General features: G+C 58.1%; 17 protein-coding genes and 3 pseudogenes. 5 read left to right on the forward strand and 15 right to left on the reverse strand.

The window, feature by feature from the left end; genetic code table 11:
- Positions 1 to 286 precede the first annotated feature (286 nt).
- From IFT71_RS22060 to IFT71_RS19795, 4 genes and pseudogenes are all read right to left on the reverse strand, one after another.
- Positions 287 to 855, reverse strand: a pseudogene (locus IFT71_RS22060) (replication initiator protein A).
- A 377-nt stretch (positions 856 to 1,232) separates the two neighbouring features.
- Positions 1,233 to 1,517, reverse strand: a complete 285-nt coding sequence (locus tag IFT71_RS19785; protein WP_192071964.1) for a CopG family transcriptional regulator — start codon at positions 1,515 to 1,517, stop codon at positions 1,233 to 1,235.
- Positions 1,518 to 1,530: 13 nt separating this feature from the next.
- Positions 1,531 to 2,217, reverse strand: coding sequence for an AAA family ATPase (locus IFT71_RS19790; RefSeq protein WP_342212704.1), 687 nt, complete (start codon positions 2,215 to 2,217; stop codon positions 1,531 to 1,533).
- A 224-nt stretch (positions 2,218 to 2,441) separates the two neighbouring features.
- Positions 2,442 to 3,329: a hypothetical protein gene (locus IFT71_RS19795; RefSeq protein ID WP_192071965.1), complete on the reverse strand. Its 888-nt coding sequence runs from the start codon at positions 3,327 to 3,329 to the stop codon at positions 2,442 to 2,444.
- A 348-nt stretch (positions 3,330 to 3,677) separates the two neighbouring features.
- Here IFT71_RS19795 and IFT71_RS19800 point away from each other — a divergent pair, with 348 nt between their 5' ends.
- Complete coding sequence (locus IFT71_RS19800) at positions 3,678 to 4,913, forward strand: integrase (RefSeq protein ID WP_192143118.1); 1,236 nt, start codon at positions 3,678 to 3,680, stop codon at positions 4,911 to 4,913.
- A 22-nt stretch (positions 4,914 to 4,935) separates the two neighbouring features.
- On the opposite strand, the gene IFT71_RS19805 is transcribed toward IFT71_RS19800, so the two are convergent.
- The 9 genes and pseudogenes from IFT71_RS19805 to IFT71_RS19845 all read right to left on the reverse strand — a co-directional run bounded on the left by IFT71_RS19805 (position 4,936) and on the right by IFT71_RS19845 (position 14,171).
- Complete coding sequence (locus tag IFT71_RS19805) at positions 4,936 to 5,337, reverse strand: hypothetical protein (protein ID WP_192143120.1); 402 nt, start codon at positions 5,335 to 5,337, stop codon at positions 4,936 to 4,938.
- A 234-nt stretch (positions 5,338 to 5,571) separates the two neighbouring features.
- A complete protein-coding gene (locus IFT71_RS19810; RefSeq protein ID WP_192143122.1) occupies positions 5,572 to 7,725 on the reverse strand; it encodes a xanthine dehydrogenase family protein molybdopterin-binding subunit in 2,154 nt (717 codons plus the stop codon).
- Entirely contained in the window at positions 7,722 to 8,741 is a 1,020-nt protein-coding gene (locus IFT71_RS19815) for an FAD binding domain-containing protein (protein ID WP_192143124.1), read from the reverse strand. Before IFT71_RS19815 ends, IFT71_RS19810 begins: the two co-directional genes overlap by 4 nt.
- Positions 8,741 to 9,355: a (2Fe-2S)-binding protein gene (locus IFT71_RS19820; protein WP_197976248.1), complete on the reverse strand. Its 615-nt coding sequence runs from the start codon at positions 9,353 to 9,355 to the stop codon at positions 8,741 to 8,743. The genes IFT71_RS19815 and IFT71_RS19820 overlap by 1 nt, the downstream gene beginning before the upstream one ends.
- A gap of 364 nt (positions 9,356 to 9,719) precedes the next feature.
- The gene (locus IFT71_RS19825; RefSeq protein WP_192143128.1) at positions 9,720 to 10,169 is read right to left on the reverse strand and encodes a hypothetical protein; all 450 of its coding nucleotides are present in this window, start codon (positions 10,167 to 10,169) and stop codon (positions 9,720 to 9,722) included.
- Positions 10,170 to 10,317: 148 nt separating this feature from the next.
- A complete protein-coding gene (locus IFT71_RS19830) occupies positions 10,318 to 10,515 on the reverse strand; it encodes a hypothetical protein (RefSeq protein WP_192143130.1) in 198 nt (65 codons plus the stop codon).
- A 61-nt stretch (positions 10,516 to 10,576) separates the two neighbouring features.
- Complete coding sequence (locus IFT71_RS19835) at positions 10,577 to 12,208, reverse strand: methyl-accepting chemotaxis protein (RefSeq protein ID WP_244655074.1); 1,632 nt, start codon at positions 12,206 to 12,208, stop codon at positions 10,577 to 10,579.
- Between the two features lie 509 nt (positions 12,209 to 12,717).
- Positions 12,718 to 12,978 (reverse strand): annotated as a pseudogene (locus IFT71_RS19840) (transposase); the annotation flags it as partial.
- A 644-nt stretch (positions 12,979 to 13,622) separates the two neighbouring features.
- The gene (locus IFT71_RS19845) at positions 13,623 to 14,171 is read right to left on the reverse strand and encodes an FxDxF family PEP-CTERM protein (protein WP_192143134.1); all 549 of its coding nucleotides are present in this window, start codon (positions 14,169 to 14,171) and stop codon (positions 13,623 to 13,625) included.
- Between the two features lie 407 nt (positions 14,172 to 14,578).
- On the opposite strand from IFT71_RS19845, the pseudogene IFT71_RS19850 reads away from it, so the two are divergent.
- From IFT71_RS19850 to IFT71_RS19865, 4 genes and pseudogenes are all read left to right on the forward strand, one after another.
- A pseudogene (locus tag IFT71_RS19850) lies at positions 14,579 to 15,050 on the forward strand (DsbA family protein); the annotation flags it as partial.
- Positions 15,051 to 15,804: 754 nt separating this feature from the next.
- Positions 15,805 to 16,608, forward strand: coding sequence for a Crp/Fnr family transcriptional regulator (locus tag IFT71_RS19855; protein ID WP_192143136.1), 804 nt, complete (start codon positions 15,805 to 15,807; stop codon positions 16,606 to 16,608).
- 570 nt (positions 16,609 to 17,178) lie between these two features.
- Positions 17,179 to 17,673, forward strand: a complete 495-nt coding sequence (locus IFT71_RS19860) for a MucR family transcriptional regulator (protein ID WP_192143138.1) — start codon at positions 17,179 to 17,181, stop codon at positions 17,671 to 17,673.
- 90 nt (positions 17,674 to 17,763) lie between these two features.
- Positions 17,764 to 18,012, forward strand: coding sequence for a hypothetical protein (locus IFT71_RS19865; protein WP_244655075.1), 249 nt, complete (start codon positions 17,764 to 17,766; stop codon positions 18,010 to 18,012).
- A gap of 2,860 nt (positions 18,013 to 20,872) precedes the next feature.
- Here the strand turns inward: IFT71_RS19865 and IFT71_RS19870 are convergent.
- Positions 20,873 to 21,424 (reverse strand): FxDxF family PEP-CTERM protein, encoded by a 552-nt coding sequence (locus IFT71_RS19870; RefSeq protein WP_159513506.1) that lies wholly within the window; start codon positions 21,422 to 21,424, stop codon positions 20,873 to 20,875.
- A gap of 1,162 nt (positions 21,425 to 22,586) precedes the next feature.
- On the reverse strand, positions 22,587 to 23,126 hold the full coding sequence (locus IFT71_RS19875) for a hypothetical protein (RefSeq protein WP_192143140.1): 540 nt from the start codon (positions 23,124 to 23,126) through the stop codon (positions 22,587 to 22,589).
- Positions 23,127 to 23,276 lie beyond the last annotated feature (150 nt).

The following is a 23,276-nucleotide window of genomic DNA, read 5'->3' on the forward strand; positions in this document are numbered from 1 at the left end:
GCTCATCCACGCTCTCCTCACGGAGCATGAATCAGATCGCGCCTCTCACATCAATGGGTCCTGACCCTAGCGGACCGTGCCGAATCGCGGTGTCCGGATAACACCGACGCCCTTCTTGAGGCGATTGCAACGTGGGCTTTGGCGTAATTGTTACTGTATTTGCGCTAGTGTTTGGCCGTTTTCCCTTTTCCAAAGAAATTAATTCCGGGTTCCCTATAACAATGTGATAATCCGGAATGGGGTTTGTCTCGTCAATGCCCTTCATAACGTGACGGAAGTGCTTGAGTCAGTTTTGATAGCCAAGTTGCAAACGCAAATCGTCAAGGCCAACCTGTACCGGACCATCCATACACGTAGATCGAGCTACTTCATATAGTCGCCGTTCCACTGGACCAAGCCGGAAGTACGAGGGAGCATATGCCAGTACCCGTCGATCGCGAAGGATTGCGCGGTAAAGCCAGTCACATAGACGGACTTTTACTCCCGTCAGCCGTTTTTCCCCACGGAAGGTCTTTGTGTAGTGAAGTTGTGCCTCAGATAACCACGAGAAGAATCCTGCCTGTCCCTCGCCACCTGCCTCGATATTAGTCTTAATCTGGGTACCCTGAAGACGCTCGAGCGCATCTGACAGACGTGAGTAGGATCGAGCTGACCCATTGACGCCAGTGACACGAAAAGGTCATGTGCGGTAAAGTAGAAGTCCTGAGCGACTGCTTCTCCAGCATCCAGCTTTGCGACTAGGAGACTAGATATATAAAGTAAAACCTCTTTATCGTAAATGGTTGCGACCCCGCGAGGGCCGGGTTCAATTTCTATTGTTACGGCATCAGTTTTGAGATTAACGATTTTTTCCATGCCGTCTTTGTAAGTGCAAAGAATGGATAAGCCATGAGTGACTGCTCGCCGCGAACTTCGGTAAGCAACGGGCTGTCTAGCACTAGTAGCTCGCCCTGGGGCCCTGGTCGGATACTCACTTCGTTAGCTCCAAGCTGAAACGCCGTTGACCGCCGCGCTCAATGGCACTCTACTCGACCAGGCAGCCCTTTGCCGACGCATTAGGGATTACTTTGGGTTTACACATCAGCAGTCTTGGAATGTAGTCCGAACGCTAAGTCGAATGCGCTACTGGTAAGACAAATCAGCTATCGAGTAGCAGGGCTCAACAGATACTTTCTACAGGCGTCTATTAATAAATAATGTGTGTCAATGGTAATATAATAGAAAACAGTGCCTTACGACTTGAACAGGTCACCTTCGATTGCTTGATATATAGCCATGTTAATAACCGCCGCCCTTGCCTGTCCCGTTCGATTAGCGATTTGATCTACCCGCTCGAGCAGTTCCGGCGCGATCGTCAACGTAATCTGCCGTTTATTTCCCTTCTTAATCCCCTTCTCGTACTCCGCTCCCGCCGCTTTTGTTACCGTCGAACCATCTGGCGCTCCGCTAATAAATGCGTCTTGCGCCGCGGTTTTCAGGGTATTGCCAGCCAATTTTGGCCGTTGAGTGATTGCCATGGCGAACCAGTCCTTATAATTGTATTATAACATTAAAAAGCGATGAAATTAGCATGTTCAGCTCGCCGGTTGCTTTAACATCCCTGCTGGGTAATTCGGAGACTGCGAGGCCCGCACCGGCAGCGTTGCTAAAGGCCTTTCTGCGCCTAATTGGGGACGGGAGGTATTTGAACTGAGGAACATCCTTCACCGCAGCTTCCGCCTCAGCGTTGTCCGTTGACTTATCGCCTGGGTCCGCCTGGTTCATCACGGCAAAACACCGAAGGCCATCTCGCACACTCTTAGCCTCATCGATAAGTGAAGCCATGTCATCCAGCGCCCATACGTCGTACGACCGCGGGGCAAACGGCACGAGCAGTACGTCGGAGAGCACGAGAGCCGCACGAAGTGCGGTGGAGTCGCGTCCTCCAGCGTCAATTATTATCTCCTGCCACTTGTGTCGCTGCTGCTGCACCTGAGCACGTAACGCAGGGCCATCAGGATACTGAGCGCAGGCAATTCCCGGAAGCCGCCCAGACTGTGCCCGTGCTGCGATAGCCGCAGCTGCTGTTCCCTGACGGTCACCGTCAATAAGCCACACATCACGGCCAGAGAGTGCTCGAGAAATTGCTATCTGCACCGCTAAGGTGGTTTTTCCCACACCACCCTTCGTATTTCCTATCGTTATAATCACAAATGTACCCCAAAAGGATATTAACACGACGATATGTATTTGCCTGAGTTTATTGCGTCAATCTGTTAAATCGGAATTCACTCCTTTGGATATTAAAGCACACTGTATTGCATGCTCTTTGCAATGGCTCGTACGATGCTGCCATCCGGTTCGTGGGGGTGTGATAGACGATTATTGATCTGATCTGCTGTAGATCTGACCGGTTGCCACTGGTAGTTGAAAGCCGAACGGATCACCGAGATGTGTGACGATCAAAGACGACTAGAGCGTTCCAACAACCGATCGATATCAGCCATGCTTGCATCGAGGTCGGCCGTGGCAAGGGCCAGCGGCCCGTCCTCCAGGATAGCGGGTTGCTCGACCAAAAGCTGACGTTGCGTCGGTTGAATACGACCGCCTGCTGCGAGGGTAACAAGACCGGCACGAGCGAGCGCATCCGCCTGAATATCGGCCCCGGCTCGAGACAGACTTAGCGCCCGTGCAAGCTGGACCCGCCGCAGCGGGCCTGCCGCAACAATGAGCGCCCACGCGTCGCGCGCGCGCGCGTTGCGGGATAAGCCGGCGAGTGAGTCGCGACCGCGGACGAGTGCGGCCTCGATGCGCTCCAACTCCGAAAGCGCTCCCAATGCCGCATGACTGCTATGGTCAATAAGAGCAGCTGATCGTTCAGTGTCCTCAAGATCAAGGCGAAATGCTGTACGCGGGATGATCCCCGTGACGGACGGCACGGTGCCGCGAGCGAGAAGCGTAAGGTTTAGGGCCCAGCATCCAGCAGGCTCAGCCGCAACGTATTGACGCATTGATCGAGAGGGCAGGGAGATTACGGCGTCATGTCCGTGACCTTCGGCAAAATCCGGCGTGGTGATCAGATTGTCGACCGCAGCAGCGGCACAAGTCAGTCCCTGAAGCGGATGATCTGGACCAAAGTCGGCCAGTCCACAGGCTCGGGTGAGGGGGCCACCGGCAGGCACCTGCCCCACCGCGTCGTGGGCGGCGTTGAGCAACGCCAGCGCATCGGCGTCGAAACCACGCGTCGCGTTGACCATGCGAACAATGGTTGTGGCCGCTTCCGCGATTGCCGACACACCGTTGGCAGCGAGCCAAAGTACGACAGCGTCGCGGCGCGGGTCGTCGGTCATTAGGACCGAGCTAGGATCGCTGCTTGGCTGGTGTGCAGGGCCGACATCACCGCCGCCGGCGTCGCGCCGATACGCACGCCATGCGCCGGCAACGGCTGCCAAGCGGGCAACGCTGCGGATTTCAGGGGACGCAAAGCGCACTGCGCCAGCCAGTCGACCGAACGCGTATCCAAGCGAAATGAGATCAAGGGAAGGCATCGCAAAGGTAATGCGCTAGTAATTCGAAAATTACTAGGCAGCACCTTTTGGCAATTGTGATCACTTACCATAATCGGACATTATGGTAAGTATAGGGGTGTGCTACTATGGCGAAATGCAGGATAAACTGGACCGGCCGGCAGGCGCTGTATGAGTGAGATTGTCGTCCACCGTACAGACGGGGAGGCGTTGCCGGTCCGCACAGCGCGCGGGTTGGTCGAGTCAATCGATGCCCGTGTTACCCGGTTGCTTGGCCTTGCGCTGCCCGCTGATGCCGGCCCTGTCAGCGAGATCGGCTTCGCCGCGCAGCTTGGCGCTATGGCAGCAGCGAGCAAGGCGGCACTGGCTTCGGACCTCGCCTGCTATCTGCGCTGGTGTGAGGACATCCGTGTCGCCCCGCTGCCCGCAGCGCCCGAAAACCTGGTCCGCTACATCGCCATGCTCGAGGCGCAAGGCGCTAAGCCCGCGACGGTCGCCCGGCGGGTTGCCAGTCTTGCCACCGCACACAGCCTGTCAGGAATGCAGGAGAGGGGGCATGCGCCCACCAGCCACGTCATGGTCCGCGCCGCGCTCAAGGGCCTGCGCCGACGGCGTGGCGCTGCTCAGCGCCAGGCGGCCCCGTTGCGCTTCGGGGCCTCGCTAGATCCTCATACCAAGGGGTTCACGTTGACGGCGCTGCTTGGCGCCTGTGGCGGCGATTTGCAGGGCTTGCGCGATGCCGCGCTGCTGTCGCTCGGCTATGACGCTGGATTGCGCGTCAGCGAGCTCGTCGCGGTCGCCGTCGCGCACATCGATCCACACAGCGATGGCTCGGCGCTCCTGTTCATTCCATCATCCAAGACCGATCAGGAAGGGCAGGGGGCCTGGGGCTGGCTGTCAGCGGACACGATGCGCCGGGTCGGGGCCTGGCTGGTCGCGAGCGCCATCACCGAGGGGCCGGTCTTCCGCCGCGTGGGGGTCGATCGGCGCCGTTTGCGCGCCGCGGTCCCGCCGATGGCGTACGAGGCGATTCCAGGGCACACACGGCACTGGCAGGAGAAGCTCAAGGGCAAGAGGGCGGAGCCGGCGCGGACGGTGTATACCGTTGGTACGGCCTCGCTTAGCCGGCAGGGCGTCAACGGGATCTATCGGCGGGTGGCGCTGAGTGCATTCGATCAGGGGCTGGTCGAGATGCCGATCGCGAAGGTTGAGGAAGCTGCTAGGGCGCTATCAAGCCACTCCCTGCGGGTAGGGCTGACGCAGGATCTGTTTGCGGCCGGGGAGGACGGCGTTGGCATTGCCCAGGCACTCCGTTGGTCGTCGCCATCGACGGCACTGCGCTATGGGCGGAAGCTTGCCGCCAGGAGTAATGTTGCGGCGCGCGTGTTGTCGAAGATCAGAGGCTGATAATCGCGTTACCCGGTGAATCTTACGGGACAGACAGCGGTCCCGGCAGCTGCCGCGGAAACCACGTCAGGAGGGCATCCGACAGGGCTGCTGCAACAACCGAGGGTTCGCCCGTTCGCGTCCCGCTCGCGCGCACCGTGGTCGCCTGCCCTTTCCATACGACGTGATTATCGCGGCGCAGCGTCACGGTCACTTCGAGACGGGTCACGATAAGTCCGTGCAATTGATCTTTCCCCGAGGGCAGGGTCAGCGACAGGCCTCCAAGGCCAGCAGCCACGCTTGGTCGGTCTGATCGGTCGTTGCCTGACCGGACAACGCCACGCTGTGTCTGCGATACCTCAACCTTGGCGACGTAAAGACTGTGGTTCGGGTCGGGCAGGGGCAGGAAAGGTGTTCGAAGGAAGGTTCGTTGAACCGCGTCCATGAACGTTCTCGTGATAGCGGGAGACGTGGTCGAACTATCAGCAGCGACGATCGCTATCGTGCCAGGTCTTACCGCAGTGGTGGCAACCGGCGATTGCATGAGCGCTGCGGCTGCAGCGAGAGGAAGTACGTACATCCAACAAGGTCCGATGCTTTAAGAGGCCTTTTGATATAGCTCGGCACGTCGAAGGCATGTGATTTCCCGTCTCAGCCGCGGTCTTTCGCCTCGGTTCGATTACAGAAGATCTTCGATCCTGAACGGCATCTCGCGCAGCCGCTTACCCGTTGCATGATGAATGGCATTGGCAATGGCACCTGCACAGCCCGTCATGGCAACTTCGCCAAGCCCCTTTGCGCCAAGGGCATTGATGAGAGGATCCGGTCGATCGATAAACCCGACGTCTATAGACCCAATGTCGGCATTCACGGGCACGACATAGTCGGCAAGATCGTTGTTCAGCCACCCGCCATAGCGCGGATCGACTTCGGTCGCTTCGCGGAGCGCCGCACCAATGCCCCAGATCACACCACCCCGAACTTGACTCTCGGCCGTGCGCGGCGAGATCACCCGCCCGCAATCGGCAATGCTGACGACGCGTGGCACGCGGACGCGGCGCGTGCCGGGTTCGACATGAACTTCAACGAAGTGAGCAACGTAGCTGTAGGTGGTGAAGGTCGAGTAATCCGGCCCGACCAACGCCATGCCGCCCTTGCGCAGTGCCGCCAAATCCTTCGGGCCCTGGTCGACCGCAACATGCTCGACCTCAACCTGAAGCGAGGGACGTCGCACGGTCGCAAGCTGTCGGTGTAGATTGCCCGCCACCTGACGCCTCGCCAACAGCTCGGCCATGGCAGCGTTCAACTTGGCAGCCGCCTCTGCCGCTGCCGGCACGACACTCGCGGTGCCCCAGGATCCTGCCGTCGTGTGCTGAGGCGCTACACTGGTGTCGCCGATCGCGATCTCCAGCCTCGAAGGATCGATCGCCAGTTCGCGTACGAGAACCTGTTCGATGGTCGAGCGGATGCCTTGGCCCATTTCATGCCCCGCAGCCGAAAACCGGGTCGTGCCGTCTGCGTTCACGCGTAGCGTCACGATGTTGGGATGGGCGGAGCCCGGATACGCCCCCGATGCCACGCCCCAGCCGACCTGCGTGCCATCGGGCAGCGTCATCGATCCCGGCTGAAGACTACGCCGTTCCCAGCCAAAACGACGTGCGCCCTCCGTCAGGCATTCCGACAGATAGCAGGACGAGAGCTTCTGGCCGTGGATCGGATCAGTCGTGGCCCGATGGCGCAGTCGGAAGGCGACCGGATCGACGCCAAGCTTGAGGGCAAGTTCGTCTACTGCGCTCTCGAAGGCGAAGCACGATGGATGCGGCGTCGGCGACCGCATATAACCTGGCGCTTGCGTATCGATCCGCAGATTGGCGGAGGTCCCGTAGTAATTCTCGATGCCGTACAGCATGGGTACGGACTCATGGTAGTCGGGCGGGAACTGGCCTTCGCGCGATTGCTGCTGATCGGCGTCGTAGCGCACCGCGATCATTTTGCCGCTGGCATCCGCACCGATCTCGATCCGGTGACGGTTCTTCGGTCGGAAGGTCGCGTTATGAAAGATCTGCCCGCGCGGCAGGACGAGTTTGACTGGTCGGCCGAGCAGCATTGCGGCGCGGGCGACAAGTGCAGTCTGACGCTGTGCCCCACCACGCTGGCCAAAGCCCCCGCCAATCTGTGGGCTCTTTACCGTGACCTGCTCGGGCGTAAGGCGCATGTTACGCATTACGGCACCCTTCGTATTGCTGCTGCTCTGCGTGCTTTCGTAGATGGTGAGTTGCCCGTTCTCCCATACGGCCGTCGTTGATAGCATTTCGATCGGGTTATGGTGCTGTGGCGGGGAAACATAGTCTGCCTTGTGCCGGGTTACCGCGCGCGCCATCACCCGCGTCGCATCGCCCGCCGTCACCGGCTTGACGGCTTCGCGCACCACCCCCGGCTGCTCGATGAGCGAGGTGAACGCAGGTGCGACTGTGTAGGTCGGACGAATGGCCTCGGCCCCCTCGATCGCGGCCTCGAGCGTTTCGGCAACGACAAGTGCGACCGGCTGGCCCCGATAGGCAATGTCGGCCGTGAGCGTCGCAGGCGGAGGCGGTGCGCCAGGGGACGCAGGAGGGGGCGGCAGAAAGTCAGTCGAAGTCAGCACGCGAACAACGCCTGGTACCTGCATCGCGGCATCGACCGACAGAGCGGCAATCCGCCCCTTCGCAATGGTTGCCGGGACTTGCATGGCGTACAGCAGTCCAGCGACCTGATGGTCGGCTCCATAGCGCGCAGCGCCCATCACCTTCTCACGGGCATCGGCACGGGGACGGTTGGGGAAGGGGGCGGTCATGACCGGTTCCTTACTGCGGCAATAGTCAGGGCATCGGCAACGGTCCGCGCGCCGAGATCGATCTTGAAGCCGTTCTGCTTACCAGCTTTGGCATCGGCAAAGGCAGCGTGCCCTGCCGCCAGTGCGGTCGCCGGGGTCAGAGGCTTTCCAGCCAGCAGTGCTTCTGCCGTGGTCGCCCGCCATGGCTTGGTCGCCACCCCGCCAAGTGCGATCCGAGCGCGCGTTACTGTGTCACCATCCATCTCCAACGCGACCGCTGCCGAGGCAAGCGCGAAGGCGTAGCTCTCGCGGTCACGGATCTTGTGATACGTCGAGTGGCGGCCTGCCTTCGTCTTTGGTACGACGATCGCCGTGATCATTTCGCCCGGCTGCAAGGTGAACTCCAGGTTCGGCGTGCTGCCCGGTAGGCGATAAAGTTCGGCAATCGGGATCGCGCGGCTACCGCTGGCGCCCAGCACTTCGACATAGGCGTCGAGCGCGACGAGCGCGACGGGCCAGTCGCCAGGCGAGACGGCAGTGCACGACGAACTCTGGCCTAGCACGGCCTGACCGCGGTCGATTCCGCCGATCGCCGCGCAGCCCGAACCCGGCTCCCGCTTGTTGCAGGGATAGGTGTTGCCAACCGAAGTTCCGCCGGCGCCGTTGCGAAAATACAGGCAGCGGGTCCGCTGGAGCAGGTTACCACCGACCGTCGCCATGTTGCGCAACTGCTGCGAGGCAGCCTTCCACAACGCCTCGGCAAGGACGGGATAGTCGCGCAGCACGACCTTGTCGGTCGCGACCGTGCTCATCGGTGCGAGCGCCTCGAAGCGTAGCCGCTCACCGTCCGTCTCGACTCCATCGAGCCCTCGGATCGTGGTGACGTCAATCAGGTGCTGAGGCTTCTCGATGTCGAGCTTCATCAGGTCATAGAGCGAGGTGCCGCCTGCGATGTAACGCGCACCGGTGCCCGCCGCTGTGAAGGCCTGGACTGCCGCTACGGCGCTTTCGGGTCGTGCATAGGTGAAGGGGCGCATCAGGCTTTCTCCCTTCCCGCAAACTGCTCGATCGCTGCGACGATGCCGACATAGGCGCCGCAGCGGCAGATGTTGCCGCTCATATATTCGCGAATGCGGTCCTTTGACGTGGCGTTGCCTTCACGCACGCACGCCACTGCCGCCATGATCTGTCCCGGTGTGCAATAGCCGCATTGCAGCGCGTCGTGATCGATAAAGGCCTGCTGCATCGGATGCAGCGTCTCGCCATCGGCAAGCCCTTCGATCGTTGTCACCGCACGTCCGTCGACCTTGGCTGCGAGCGTAAGACAGGATGCTACACGCCGACCGTCGAGGTGGACAGTACACGCGCCGCACTGGCCATGGTCGCAGCCTTTCTTAGCGCCAGTCAGGTGTAGTTGCTCACGCAAGAGATCGAGCAGCGATGTCCGCAAATCGATCTCTACCGGCACCGCCTTGCCGTTGACCGTCGTCTGAATCGCCAATCGGACGCCCACAGGCTTGGCTGCCGGCGCAGCGACTGCGTGATCGCCCTCGGAAATAAATGTAGATGCGGTAAGCGCAGCAGTGCCACCCAGTGCGGTGCGCCGCGTCAGCGGCACACCCAGCAAGTGATCCATATCAGCCATCAACATCTCTCCGGAAGGGCGCCTGCCTCGCGAGGCATTCGTAGCTTAAACAGATGGTTAGCTAAAGCGCTCAGATGAGTCAGGCAGTCGTTGCTGCCATCGTCGCTTGCGGCAGCTAAAGAGGGCAGCTCGCGAGGACGCGCCTACATTTTGGGTGCGGTGCGACCGCGTTGATTGGGCGTCAGTAACTGTTTGCAATCAGCCTGCCAGGGGTGCCGAATTGAAGCCTAGATCACCTATATAGATCGTCGACTTGCCTGGTATCACACAAGACGGCCAACGGTACCTCAAAGCGCGTGGCCCGAAGGCGTGGCTAAGATCGGAGCTAATATCATACAACTCGTGCGTAGATAGGCCTGTGATCTGGCCGTTAGACCGCCTGTGGTAATGAGGGATCGTGATCGGAGCTCGCTAGAATGCTCACTTCAACCGCACATCGTTCGGCCTCTTCGAGCAGCTCGTGATCTGTCAGTGCCCGGTGATCGATCCACCACTTTGCATCAGTTACAAGAACACAAGCCTGGTAGCCGTTTTCCTCTATGACCGGTCGGGTACCGAAACTGCAAAAGCGGCTAGCTCGAAGGGTTGTTGCCCATGCGACCTGACGATCGCTGCCAGTGAGCGATGGAAGATCAAGGTGCGCTATGGCTGCACCGTCACGAACCGCCGCTTCCGCTTGTTCAGCCTGTTTGGTTGCAAGAAAGCAGGTAGTGCACTTAGTCGTCTCCAGCCAGCGGGCTTTCCGCTCCTGCTGGCTTGCGAAGCCAGCGAGATAGTGAATTTGCTCATGCCCGCAGGCGTGCGTGATGATCTTGCTCATAAAGCGAAGATGCTCGACAGCCATGTCAAGGCAACGCGTATGAGTCAGGCTGAATCTGGAATGCGGCAAGCCGTTGACGTGTAACGCCTGCCGGTTGGTTAACATTAGGGTTGGCCCATTGTTTCCGCTCGGCCTGGTCAGGCTGCCGTCAAAGGCTGATATTCCGTTGGGCCATATCCAAGAACGCCAAATCGCCGATCGGCGTGCGAGGCTCGGCTTTGAAGATGTCGGCCAGGTCGAGCAGATCGTTGTCGGCAAGGCTTGTTATGGACGTCTCGATCTTGGCAAGGCGTTCAACGGCGCGATCACCACGATCGGTGATCCGCTTCATTTTTGTTTTGAGCATGCACTCTCCTACCATGCGCGTCTTCGTGCGGGCATCCCACGGAGATGGGGCCGACTTGGCACTACGCTGCCGCAGCATCGTCCGCTTGAAGGAACGAGACGAAAAGGTCGGTCGATGACCGCAAATTTCGCGCGCTAGCCGCCAGATCGCTGGCGCTGCCCCGTACCGACGCCGACAATAGGGCGGCAGACCCTGCAGCTTCCGCCACGCCGTCGATCCGGGTGCCGATTTCCTTCGCGGCGCCGACCGCTCGCGCTGCACCCGCATCCACCTCCTGCGCCGTGAAGCGCTGCTCGCCGACTGCGGTCGCGATTCCCGATGCCGCGACTGAGACCTGGCCGATCGCGGTATTGACGCTACGCAGCTTCTCGCCCGTATCTGCCACGCCCTCGCGAATTCCGGTAAGCAGCATGCTGATCCGATTGCTTGCCTGCTTGGTATCCGCCGACAAGCCTTTTACTTCGCCCGCAACGACCGCGAACCCGCGCCCCGCGTCGCCCGCCCGTGCCGCCTCGATCGTCGCGTTCAGGGCCAGCAAATTGGTCTTGTTCGCCAGCTCTCGGATGTCGTCGAGAATGACTTCGATCTGGACCGCATGATCCTCAAGCATCGCGACCGTCTGCACGCTGCGATGCGCTTCCAGGCTCGCCACCACGGTCAGTTCCGATTGCTGGTCGGCTGCAATCGCGATCGTCCGGATCGATTCCGACAGGTCGCGGATCGATGACGCGACATGCGCGATGTCGCGTGCTGCTCGACCTGCGCCCGATGCGGCCTCAACCGCATCCTGGGTCGCGTCGCCGGTAACGTCCTCGAGCCGAACTGCCGCATGCTCTAGTCGTTCGGTCGCCTGTCCAATGCTCTTCACGACTGACGTCACGGAATGATCGAACTCGTTCGCTAGCACCACCAGCTCGCCGCGCCGCTCGCTCGCGATCCGTGCCGCCTGCTCTTCACGCTGCCGGCGTTCGCGCGTCGCCACCGCCTCCGCTGTGCGCGCCTGAAGCATCGCTTCTTCGGTCTGCCGCTGGCCATCCTCCGCCACTTGGGTCAACTCGCGCGACCGCCGTAACGCCGCACTCTGCGACTGGAACAGCCGCTCGAGCTGGATCGTCAGCACCGTCAATGCGCTACATTGCAGCCCGACCGCCACGACATGAAAGATCACCCGGCCAAGATTGCCCGAGCCGGTGAATACAAACTCCGGGGCCCACCATTGGAGGGCGAGATGATGGACCGCAGTTAGCACCGTCGCCAGCGCGATCGGCCGCCAGTCCGCCAACATTACCAGTGCCGCCATTCCGACGAAGAAATACATGTGCGCATCCATCTGCCACGGATGCCCCTTGAGCAGGAAGACGAGCATCGCCGGTATCGCCGCGGCGAGCGATCCCATCAGTGTCCGGGCCTCGACATCGTAGCGCCCGCTGAGCGCCATCGCGGTTGGCCCTGCCGTGATGATGGTGCCAATGACCAGCAGCGGGACACCCGTGCCCGCGTCCAATACGGCGTTGCCTATCAGCAGCCCTCCCAACGAGGTCCAGCCGATCAACGCCCATGTTTGCACAGCGCGACGCCGCAACCGGTCGAGCGGGTTGAGCCCGGCATCGTGCCCCATTTCCACGGTGGCCCCGAGCTTGGCCCTGAGATCCAACCAGGAGAACGCTGGCTTTAGTGAATTGATGCGGTTCATACTGGCCTCCCAGCGCCGCCATTTGCCCCACAGCCTGCGGGCGGAGCGGCCATGATGACGGTATTCCATGCGACCCGGGGGGCGATGCGGGCCCGATCACCAACGACGACCAGCGATCCCGGAAACGGCCCGGCCCCGAGCAACGCCGCACCGCCCGCTAACGCGCCCTGCACGATTGCTCCGTCATCTGAACCGAGCGGCACCAGAAGCATCGAGCCCGATGCTGGCGGCCACATCGTCAACGCGACAAGCCCAAACGTTGCAGCGACGATCTGCGCAGGGACCAACATCCGGTTTGGCGGGAATTTCATACGCGAACCTATGCACTGCCCGGTTAATGCAAGGTAAGTTCGCGGTCCATGATTGCGCCCGATCTCGCGTCAATAGAGATCTGAATTTGTGACGCAAGCCGGCAGGCATCGCGGAAGACCGGCCATATTGGATTCGCGTCAACAACAAGCGAATTGGTTTGCGATTGGGCGGTCTTGCTTAGGGTGAGGACCCATTGGTCATAGCAAGAAGATGACGGTAGCCGCGAGCGTGATAGTAGAGAACAAAGCGGTCGGGCAGCGGCCGTAGCGATTGGCCACTCGGCGCCAAATCATCAGACGGCCGAACAAGGTCTCGATGCGGTTGCGACACCGGTAGCGGCACTTGTCGTATCTGATTGGCTCGTTGCGCGATCTGCGGTCCGGGATGTAGAGTTGGATGCCCTTGGCTTCCAGGGCGACCCTGAGCCAATCGGCGTCATAATTACGGCCGCCAAGCACCCGACGATTGTCGACCCGAGGCTTGCTATGCTCTTAATAAAGAACGGTTGCAGACGCGCCATCTGCGTATCTGTCAGCCAGTACAGGTCCCTTATCCACGCTCTCCTCACTTAGCATGAGTCAGATCGCGCCTTTTACATCAATAGGTCCTGACCCTAATGGCGCTAAACGTATAGGCGCCATGGGCGCGCTTCCATCGGGCAGCGCGATCAGATTGATAATCCGATCGACGGTAATCACTTTCGAAATCAACCGAACACCATCGCAAGAGGCGATAGGCCGCAGCAGGTGAGCTTCGCCTTGAGGGTGGCAGTAGGCTGGATAACTTATTGATCTGAGAAGTCCGATCTGCCTCGCGCTTCGTGCAAGACCGAGGATGGTGGCGGTGTGTGGTCGTAAACCGATGTATGCCGATACAAGACTTTTTGTTCAATAACACGTATCGATCATTAAGACGCGTTTGCGATCTAGGGTCTTTTACCGCTGAGCGAAGTACCGACTGACTCGCTTTAAAACTTATCGATCAACGGCGTTCATTGCGCGGACCCGAGCTTGCTAAATCTCAAATAAAAACACCCTCCAACCTCGAAAGGCTGGCGGGTGTTTTAAGATAGATGGACACTGGGACCATCTATCAAATGTTCTTAGGCGTATGCGACCTTTGCCTGGCGACGGCGAACACGCATCGATGCACCGATCCCGCCAATACCGAACAACATGATCGCCCAGGTACCTGCCTCGGGAACTGCCGAAGGCTCAAAGGTTGCTGTGCCGGCATAGGACCCATTGCCACGCGACATACCGTTTACAACGATCTGATTCGGAGCACCCGAAGCAATAGCCAGGTTGTTGATCTCGAAAAATTCAGCATTGCCCACAATGGTCTTCGTCGCTGCGAAGCCATTGATAAACACTGATAGGATGTCGAGGTCGGTAGAGCTCGTCAGCCGCGTGGTGTTCGTGCTCAACGTACCGCTAGCCAGACCGGCCTGATCGATGACGAAATTGAAGGTATCTTGGAATGCGCCTATCCCGATACCCGAACGGCCGAAATCTGCCGAAACGGTACCATTCGTGATATCACCGCTGACCGTGAACTCTGGGTCGCCCGGAGTGTAATCAATTGCATGAGCCGCTGGGGCCATCGCGAACGCGGATACGAATGCCATAGTCGAACAAAGTAGACGTTTCATGACGGCCTCCTTCACTTTATGCCTAACAAAGGTATAATGGAGGTCATGACGACTCACAAACCGATATATTGCTGAAATTGGCTGTTAGCCGAATGATGTCTATTTTCGGGACAGCTGTGTTTTTCAATCACAGGCGGCGCTGACTTGAACGCGCCACGATCGCTGATTGTCGGCATGCAGATGGTGGCCGAGGCGATCGATCTGCAGACTTTACGCCATCTTGTCTCAGCAGCTTTCGGCCAGACTTGGACGCGCTGAACATGCAAGAGCCACTTAACCGGAGGCAGGCGGTAGGGCTTGGGGCTGTCGTGGTGGCTGGCTGGGCAGTCGGGCAGGTGCTGCGTCGCACGGCTCCAATCGGTCGGGATGTTGGGCCGACCGCCGACCTGATCCTGACCAGTGGAAANTGCGACGCTCCGGCTTGCCGTTTTCACCGATTACCGCTGCCCCGCCTGCCGTCATGCCTTCCACGCTTTGGAAGAGGCGGTGGAACGCGATAGCAAGGTTAGGGTCATCTATAAGGACTGGCCAATCTTCGGTCCACCGTCCGAACGTGCTGCGAGCATCGCGCTCGCCTGTGCCGAACAGGGGATCTATCCGGCCATTCATCGCCAGCTGATGACCGACAGTCGTATAATCGACGACCACATGCTGCGAGACGTCGTTACCAGTGCTGGAGGGGACTGGCAGCGCGCGACGACGTGGCTTGCTTTACATGCAGAAGTCGTCGCCGCGCGCCTGCGTGCAAACGGCCAAGAGGCCTATTCGATCGGTCTGAGCGGCACCCCGGGCTATCTTGCCGGACGTATGCTGGCGATGGGAGCGATCGAGACAAGTGACTTTAAACGACTGTTTGCGCGGGCGCGAGCGGACGGCTGATGATCCGGGAGGATGCAAACATGATCGAACGCCCTGTCGGAAGAAACGCGTAAGTCGTCACAGGCAGATCGGCGATCGCGTCTTGAGACGATCAGAGGCTGTCGTCGGAGGATATCCCTCTGTCGTGCACCAGTCAGTGACGACAGGTCGAACATCTCAGATACACTCCTAAACCAAGTATTTATGTCCGTCGTTTTGAGTGACGTAGATCCTTCCGCGACGAAAACGGATGTCCGGATTTATGACGCGGGGTGTGCAACATGCTCGCCTGGCGGACGTTAATGGCCGTGTCTAAAGTGAACGGCGAACCAAGGAACGGCGCATGGAAGTGAATACTGAGGGCGAAGACACGGGCTCAGAACGACGTGAAATACACTTTCTTGCGGCCCTATTGGACGAGTTGATGCGAAAGATGCTCGCAACCGGCGCTCTGACGCAAGCCGACTTAAACGAAATAGAATCAGCCGCAGCTAAGCGGGTCGGTGGGCAGCCGCGTGCTTGGTAGTTTCCGGCTTTTTCATCACCGCAGTGACGACCTTTGAAAACCGTGACGAGGTATCCCCCATCAGGTTTGTGATTTGACGAAGGCCCGCGCCTGCAGGGAGCTTGCTGGCATAAAGCACACGTTTGTCGCGCAGCCGTAACTGCGACCGCTTTTCTACATATCTGACCGCGTGGTGACAATAATGCAGAGGGAGGCAGATGCTCCGCTATCGAGGAAGCCGATGCCGTTAGAGGTTATCGCCTAACGCTGATGACCGCGGTAGTGGCCTTCAGCTATCAAGCTGCTGATTTCAAGCCCAATAATCAGCTTGCTTGTTGCCTTGGATTAAGATCTGCAGCAAGCATGGACCAATTAATGACCAAGCTGGAACGGGTTACCGCCCTATCGGACGATGACCGATCAGGCCTGCTCGCGCTTTTCAGCGACACGCATCATTTTAAAAAAGGCGGAAATATTCTACGTGAAGGTGAACAACCCGAGCATTTGCATGTCTTGATCGACGGATGGGCAGCCCAATGCGTGACCTTAGTGGATGGATCGCGGCAAACCACAGCGTTTCTGATGCCTGGTGATTTCTGCAACGGCGAAACGACGCTTCTAAGGCGGTTGGATCACGGCGTAGTCGCTCTAACGCCGGTGACAATCGGCACTGCAAGGCGCGAACGTCTGATAGCCCTACTGCTTGATCGCCCCAATGTGGCGCGAGCCTTCTGGCAGACGACTCTTGTTGATGCGGCAGTGCTGCGGTCGTGGTTAGTCAATATCGCCCACCGGGATTCATATCGACGCATCGCACATCTGATGTGCGAGCTGCATACCCGTCTCTCATGTCTAGGTCTCGTGAGCGGTTCGACCTGCGTTGTGCCACTTACGCAGCAACAACTGGGCAATGCCCTTGGACTTACGCCGGTTCACGTCAACCGAATGCTTAGGCGGCTTCGCGATGAAGGGTTAATGGAGTTTCGGAAGCGTACCTTGACGCTGCATAATGTCGCAGAGTTACAAGAGGTAGCCAACTTTGATTCCGGTTATCTCCATATTAAGCTAGACTAGCGAAAGACAAATAGGCGGTCTATAGTATCACTTTAATATAAGTTAATATCGATGCATCATCACAGTATGACCGCGCGCTGACGCGCGAGCGCGAAATGGTTGGGCTTGCTGCGGCAAAGCGTCGCGGACGCCAAAATGGCCACCCGCTGACGATCGATACCGAAACCCTCGAACGGATTACAGCCGCACTGGACGGTGAGGCTAGTAAGGCGTCTGTCTGTCGGACGTTTAAGGTACCTCGCTTGACGCTAATCGGCACTCTAGCCCGGATCAGCTGGACCGCACCAGCGAAGACCTGATCCGGTCGCATCAAGCAGTCTGTCGGAAGAGCACAACGCTATCGCGAATAGGCTGTGCTGCGTCGCTTATCCTAAATGATATGCTGTAATCACGGCACCAAACGACGCGCAGATCGTGCCTCGTTATATGCGGAGCGTCCCAAGATGGACCATTAAACGGTAATTTCTTAAGCTCTCAGCGGATCACCTCCTCGTTACATATCTATTTAACTTGATAATCGGAGCGATATAACCTATTTGCATGCATCCCCACAAAGATTCAGAGATTATAATGAACGATGATATCAATGCGGTCGAGTTGGCCGCTGAACTGACCGCTGCGTGGTTGGCCAATCCTAACACCCGCACAAATGCGGAGGATGTACCTGCATTTCTGCGGTCAATGCATGCCGCTGTCGCTCAACTGTCAGGCGCAGCTACTTCAGTAGCCCCGGAAGAAGCTGCTCAAGCTTATGAGCCTGCTGTCACGGTGCGTAAGTCGCTGGCGTCGCCCGATCACATCATTTCTTTGATCGACGGCAAGCCATACAGGACATTACGCCGCCATCTGGCGAGCAATGGCCTTACGCCTGAGGAATATCGAGCACGCTACAACCTGAAGGCTGATTATCCCATGGTTGCACCTTCGTACTCGGAAGCACGGCGGACCATGGCAAAGTTGATAGGTTTGGGGCGTAAGCCTGGTCAGACAGCCGAAAAGGCTACTGCTGATTCCCCCAAGCCTCCCCGCAAACCTCGAGCAACGAAGGTCACCGAGGAGGCATAAGCGAAACGGGGAGGCTAGCACTCCCCGTTTCCGTTCCGGCTTCGCTAAGTATCGCGACGGAGCGTTTAAACATTCAAGGCCAATGGTGGCTTGTTTCGTGTCGTAAAAGAAGTGGATTTCGGACGTCAGCGTCGCGACAACATCCATGTTCACGATGGCATCGACGAAGCCGAGTTGGTCGCAACCCGTGAGAAACGCGACGCATCGCTCCCACTACCCGACCTGATGCTCACCGCGCTTCAGGTGAACATACGTGGCGGCCGACTGCCAGATGCCGACGAATGTGGGACGGCGTTTCTCAAAGTGCCTTTGAACCGGTTTGGGCCTGCTGTCTTGTAACTTGGGCCAAGCTAGAGCGGCTTAAGTTTTCGGTGTCAGGATCGACCGAGACCAGACGTGCCGGCTTTGGATGCTCCGCACCTAAACGCTTGCAGGTCGTAGACATTGGTCAAGTTCGAGACACTTTAGGCTTTTGGAACGGAACTAGGGCTAGTCACAGACGATAATTCTGCCATCTTTCTCAGATGATAATTCTGTACAGCGTACTTGCGGTCGTCTGGGGCCTCCCAATTGCTATCATACTGGCAACCTCAGTCGGCTATGGCGTTTCCCCTCGCTTCGCTGAATTTATGCGAACACATCTAGGGTTCTGACAACAGCATCACGTGCCGTGAGCCGGTTATCGATAATGCACGAAGACATCGGCTGTCTGTTTTTGCGTCGACTTGGGAAACAGCCGTTCTGGCTGTACCGCGGAAACGCTCAGTCCGCCTGCCGGAGCTGTAGAGCAGACTGTTCAGACCCACGGATCGGCGTTTGGGGCGGGCAGGTCTGCGCAGGCAGCAACGTGGCAATTCTTGCTCGAGTTAAAAACGGCCTGTATCACCGCGAGATTGCAATTCTAAAATGCGCTTGCGACGTAGACGGCTCTCTGCGAGGCAGACCTAAGAGCCCGCTGACCCAAGACAGTGAGAGCTCGGCATCCCGCTCGCGACATCAAGCGTGTCACACAAGCGGGCGGGGTGCTTTACGAATATTCAACTATCAAGCGTGTAGCCAAAAACCGAGGCTATGGCCTTCAGTACCGCGTACCTTTTTAGCGCCTCGCCATGTTTTTTCGCACAGCCACGCGGGGCGCTTTCGCTTGATCGAACTAGCGCGTGTGGCCATTAACACCTTCTTTACCATAAGGTTTTATCAACAATCGTCTTGAAGAAATTCGTCGAGCGCTTGTGCATTGATGATGATTATCAATGAGGTGCAGCATGAATGCCTCCCACCGATCGAACTTCCCTGTGGCGCACTCTGCGGCCCACACTATGGTTAGTCGGTACGGGGTGGATGCTGCGTTCGTCGCCCAGCGCGAAGTCGATGCCAAGATTGAGCGCGGAGACCTCCAGGGGGCACTCGAACTTGATCAAGTACGCCGTGAACTTCTGGATCTCATCATAGATATAGAGCCTCCTGCGCATTACTGACCTACCGACGAACGAATTCGTGAAATTGTCCAATTCTCTTTTGCGCGCCGGGGGTTTGAGCGAACACCTGCTCGCTGGCGACGGCGGGACGAATCAGCGAGGCATGGCAGGCGGACTACAACACCGTGCGTGTCAACAGCACTCCTGCCAGGATGGCACTCGGCAACTCTACGACCCGCCCCGCCACGGGCATTTGGAAAACGCGCGAAGTTATCCGCGGCCGGGCAACATCCGCAGCGTCAAAGAGCAAGCGGACCGTGGTGCCGAAGAAGCGGCAAAGTAGGGCTTACTCAGTAAGCGCCAAAGTGCCGGCGAGACGCCTGCTAAATGCAGCGAATTCCAAGCTTGTGGCCATTGGTCCTCAGGCGATTGCACACTCGGGTCGCAACTAGGTGAGGGCGAGGCGGAGGTTCTGACCGGCATCCATATCGTAGGCCAATCGCCTGGAACGTCGCTTCTAGCGTAAAGATGAGGGTGGTCTGCCCCTACTCTCAGCACGGTCCGCTTATGCGGACGGCTACGGGGACTTTGATACATCACCACTCGAGCAGAGAGTCAAAAAAACCTGCCAGTCGCGGTTAATGCGCCTTTCACCGTATGGAATTACAATTACGAAATAGAGTTCCTGCATAAGTCCCCTTGTCGAAAGACAAACACTTTCAACTCGGGGGGTTCACATGCGCTACTGGCCTATCGGTAAGCCCATCAGGGCTTAATAGTGTCAACAGCATAAGTAGCTATCATCTTTTACTGGCGCATTTTGCAGGGGATAGCGCAATGCGTCGCTGAAACAGTGGTGAGGCTTACAGAGGCTACTGACTTATACCTTTGTCTTTAACATAATATATCCAATATGCGATATTAGAATAACGCAAAGCCTGATAACGGCTAAGCTCGAAAATGCCCGGCTTCCCAGCCGGGCATTTTTTCTATCAAGACCTGGTCATGTCCTTTACCGGCATCTCAAAAGTAAAGGCCCGAGGAACAAGCCCAAGCACTTTTACGGCCTTTCGCATGGCTTCGTTATGTGTTGATATCGTGAAGTGGATTTCGGTAAACCACCCGTTTAGGTGAACCTTCCGGAACCGCGAAAGTACGGCAGCAAAGGCTGCAGGAGCAGTAGGCGAACCCCAGGCAAACGTGATTGTGAGCGTTCGATCATCATGGTCCTCGCCCCAATTGATACCGCCAACGCAAGTTCCGCTTTCATCAAAAGCGAGAATTGCTGGATGGTCCCATTTGCATGGTGGATATCTCAGCCAACCATTGCGCTGATGATCGACACCCGCGGCGTAAGCAGCCCTCAGGCCTTCCTTGCTATGTGCGAGTTTGGTAACATGCTCCAAGCGTAGACTCATGTTATAGTTCTCCGCCCACGCTTGAACATCATGACCCCAAAATGGCGCACACCGGTGGTCATTACCAGTCCCAGCCGCGTACGTGGCTCTGCGTGGCTGTAGATCGATGGATGCCGATACCATGACGTGTGCTCGGTACCTGACGGCGTCCATTCAGGCGCGTTCGCGATCTCGGGGTTTGAGCTGTTGGGCGCAGTATGGGCCATCCCGCTTGCCCAATTATCGATCGACAGCGCCCACCGCGCCACATGGACTCTTCGGCAAACCCATTGCGCCGGCGGTTAAACAAAAACAGCCGCCAACCTCGAGAGGTTGACGGCTGCCTTCACACAGATGGCCACTGGGACCAGCTGTGAAATAGGCTTAGGCGAATGCGATCTTCGCCTGGCGACGACGAACGCGCATCGATGCGCCAATCCCGCCGATACCGAACAGCATGATTGCCCAGGTACCAGCCTCGGGAACTGCTGCCGTCGGCTCGAAGGTCGCGGTGCCGGCATAGGAGCCGTTGCCACGCGACGTGCCGTTCACGACGATCTGGTTCGGCACACCCGATGCGATCGAGACGTCGTTGAGCTCGAAGAACTCGGCGTTGCCGACAATGGTCTTCGTGGCTGCGAAGCCGTTGATGAACACCGACAGGATGTCGAGATCGGTCGAGCTTGTCAGCCGCGTGGTGTTCGTGCTCAGCGTGCCGCTAGCCAGACCGGTCTGATCGATAATGAAGTTGAAGGTATCCTGGAAGGTGCCGGCCGCGATGCCCGAACGGCCAAAATCTGCCGAAACGGTACCATCGTTGATATCGCCTCGAACGGTGAATTCCGGATCGTTCGGGGTGAAGTCAACTGCATGAGCCGCTGGGGCCATCGCGAAGGCGGATGCGAATGCCATGGTCGAGATGAGTAGACGCTTCATGTTGGTTTCCTCGAGTTTGTCCTTAACGAAAGGATAACGGGGGCCATGGCGACACGCAAACCGCTCTATCGCAAAATCCAGCTATGACCTTCATAATGTCGATTTTCGGGAAAATCGTGCTTTTTCCGTCACAGACGATGCTACGGAAACCGCTCCCGTAGGCTTTGGGCAAAACTTTCCCTGCAAAAAGACCGGCTCAAGACGACCCCTGCGGGAATCGAACTCGTGCTTCAGGCGTGGAGCCGTAATTCGCTTCATTTTCAATGATGCTTGCCTGAAACCGCCTCAAAATCGGCGTCATGTTCAGCAATGGGTTGCGGCGCAGGGGCCATCAGCGATGGTATACTGACGAGTTTGCTGAAGCGGCCTGAGCGTTACCGCAACTAAGCTAGTGCGGCGTTTTCCGTGTCAAAGCACGAACGTGCGGCTTTGACCACTCCACCTCTCCTCATCGAGATGGGGCTGTCAGGTTCGCCGCGGATCGTCATGTCGTGGCTTAGTGCTCGGAACGATCCGCTGCCACTGGCCGCTGATTGCCTACGGGAGAACCAGTATGCTGCGCACCTCGAGGCCTGAAGTTCTGAACGTCTCAGCAGACGAGGGGGCGGGCTGTTCGATGGGCCCGGCCTTGCTCTCAAACTCGACATCGAAGCGGCGTAAGCGTCGCCCGATCAGTTGCTCTCCAGATGCGCCTTGGCCCGTCAGCAGCGGACAGTGATTAGGCAAGCGCCCCACTCGGGCCCATCCTCGTCGGGGTGAAGCGCTTGCGACATAGCCAACGCACAGAAAAAGGCCGCTTTCAGTCGCCCAGGGAAGGGGTGAGACTTTCGATAGGTCTCTATCGATTGGCCGGGCGTTAATACGGGTGCTGTCCTGCAAATACAAACCAGTTTTTGGTTGATCAAAACTTCAGAACTGTTTGACCCACCTCGACCATATAGTCGGAGCGGGGACATAGGTGCCAAATTTATCAAAACTACTGCTGCTTTAGGAACTGGGGCTGGCGCAATCGCGGCCACCCCTCGCGTTGGAGATGTCGGCCTTACAACTGCAGGCAGTCGTTCCGAAGTGCCAGCGCTGCAAGGCTTTTAGTTTAGGCGCAGTCGCTTGCGGTATGCTCGCCCAGTCCTGCTGCACAGAAATCCGGAAATCCAGACATTTCTTAGGTTCGGGGCAAGCCGTTCTTCGTGCGGGCAGTCAGATAGTTTGCCGTCGATAGTCTGGCCCGCGACCCGACCAGCTTCGAAAGTTTGCTCCATAATTCGATCAATGCCTTGCATGGCAAAGGAGGTAGAACCCGACCCCTTTCTACCGAGCGAACAAAGTTCCTTTCTACCGAATGAACTAAGCCCCAAACACCGGCCCTATCCTCATCTGGATAGAACGCGCGGGGGAATCGTACACCGGTCGATCCGCAGGCCGAGCCAAGCGGGGTGGCGGGCGTTTCGGAACATCGGGGACGGGGTTGGGTAGGAACGCGACCTGCGAAGCGGATCCGGATGTAGGCTCCGCTTCCGTGCATTGCCTGAAAAACGGCGACTGTTTGGCTTTCCTTCATCCGCTTGCCGATCAGCAGCGCGCGCTCGGCGCTGACATAGCCCAGATACATGCCGCGGTCACTGACGATGGCAGCGGCATTATCGTCGGGCCGGTTGGCCAACCTTAAACGCAACTCGACCACGGGGCTAAGCGCACTGGCCATACTGCCATAGCAAGTGTGTCATAAAGAGAATTGCGAAGGCGCGGCGGGCCTTTGCATCACGTTAAATCGAAAGTCTAAAATGCTATGATTTAACGGAGTTTTAGGCGTGCTGACGGACGACGGCCCCATGAACACCCATCGCGGCCCTGT

It is taken from the genome of Sphingomonas sp. CFBP 13733 (genome assembly GCF_014841795.1).
GTDB classification, from domain to species: domain Bacteria; phylum Pseudomonadota; class Alphaproteobacteria; order Sphingomonadales; family Sphingomonadaceae; genus Sphingomonas; species Sphingomonas aerolata.

What these genes read in the sequence shown, in the direction of transcription:
- IFT71_RS19805 (WP_192143120.1), bottom strand. Translation starts at nt 5,337, where the DNA reads ATGGACGCGGTTCAACGAACCTTCCTTCGAACACCTTTCCTGCCCCTG.
- IFT71_RS19815 (WP_192143124.1), bottom strand. Translation starts at nt 8,741, where the DNA reads ATGCGCCCCTTCACCTATGCACGACCCGAAAGCGCCGTAGCGGCAGTC.
- IFT71_RS19845 (WP_192143134.1), bottom strand. Translation starts at nt 14,171, where the DNA reads ATGAAACGTCTACTTTGTTCGACTATGGCATTCGTATCCGCGTTCGCG.
- IFT71_RS19825 (WP_192143128.1), bottom strand. Translation starts at nt 10,169, where the DNA reads ATGAGCAAGATCATCACGCACGCCTGCGGGCATGAGCAAATTCACTAT.
- IFT71_RS19835 (WP_244655074.1), bottom strand. Translation starts at nt 12,208, where the DNA reads ATGAACCGCATCAATTCACTAAAGCCAGCGTTCTCCTGGTTGGATCTC.
- IFT71_RS19810 (WP_192143122.1), bottom strand. Translation starts at nt 7,725, where the DNA reads ATGACCGCCCCCTTCCCCAACCGTCCCCGTGCCGATGCCCGTGAGAAG.
- IFT71_RS19795 (WP_192071965.1), bottom strand. Translation starts at nt 3,329, where the DNA reads ATGACCGACGACCCGCGCCGCGACGCTGTCGTACTTTGGCTCGCTGCC.
- IFT71_RS19855 (WP_192143136.1), top strand. Translation starts at nt 15,805, where the DNA reads ATGACCGCGGTAGTGGCCTTCAGCTATCAAGCTGCTGATTTCAAGCCC.
- IFT71_RS19870 (WP_159513506.1), bottom strand. Translation starts at nt 21,424, where the DNA reads ATGAAGCGTCTACTCATCTCGACCATGGCATTCGCATCCGCCTTCGCG.
- IFT71_RS19860 (WP_192143138.1), top strand. Translation starts at nt 17,179, where the DNA reads ATGAACGATGATATCAATGCGGTCGAGTTGGCCGCTGAACTGACCGCT.
- IFT71_RS19875 (WP_192143140.1), bottom strand. Translation starts at nt 23,126, where the DNA reads ATGGCCAGTGCGCTTAGCCCCGTGGTCGAGTTGCGTTTAAGGTTGGCC.
- IFT71_RS19830 (WP_192143130.1), bottom strand. Translation starts at nt 10,515, where the DNA reads ATGCTCAAAACAAAAATGAAGCGGATCACCGATCGTGGTGATCGCGCC.
- IFT71_RS19800 (WP_192143118.1), top strand. Translation starts at nt 3,678, where the DNA reads ATGAGTGAGATTGTCGTCCACCGTACAGACGGGGAGGCGTTGCCGGTC.
- IFT71_RS19820 (WP_197976248.1), bottom strand. Translation starts at nt 9,355, where the DNA reads ATGTTGATGGCTGATATGGATCACTTGCTGGGTGTGCCGCTGACGCGG.
- IFT71_RS19785 (WP_192071964.1), bottom strand. Translation starts at nt 1,517, where the DNA reads ATGGCAATCACTCAACGGCCAAAATTGGCTGGCAATACCCTGAAAACC.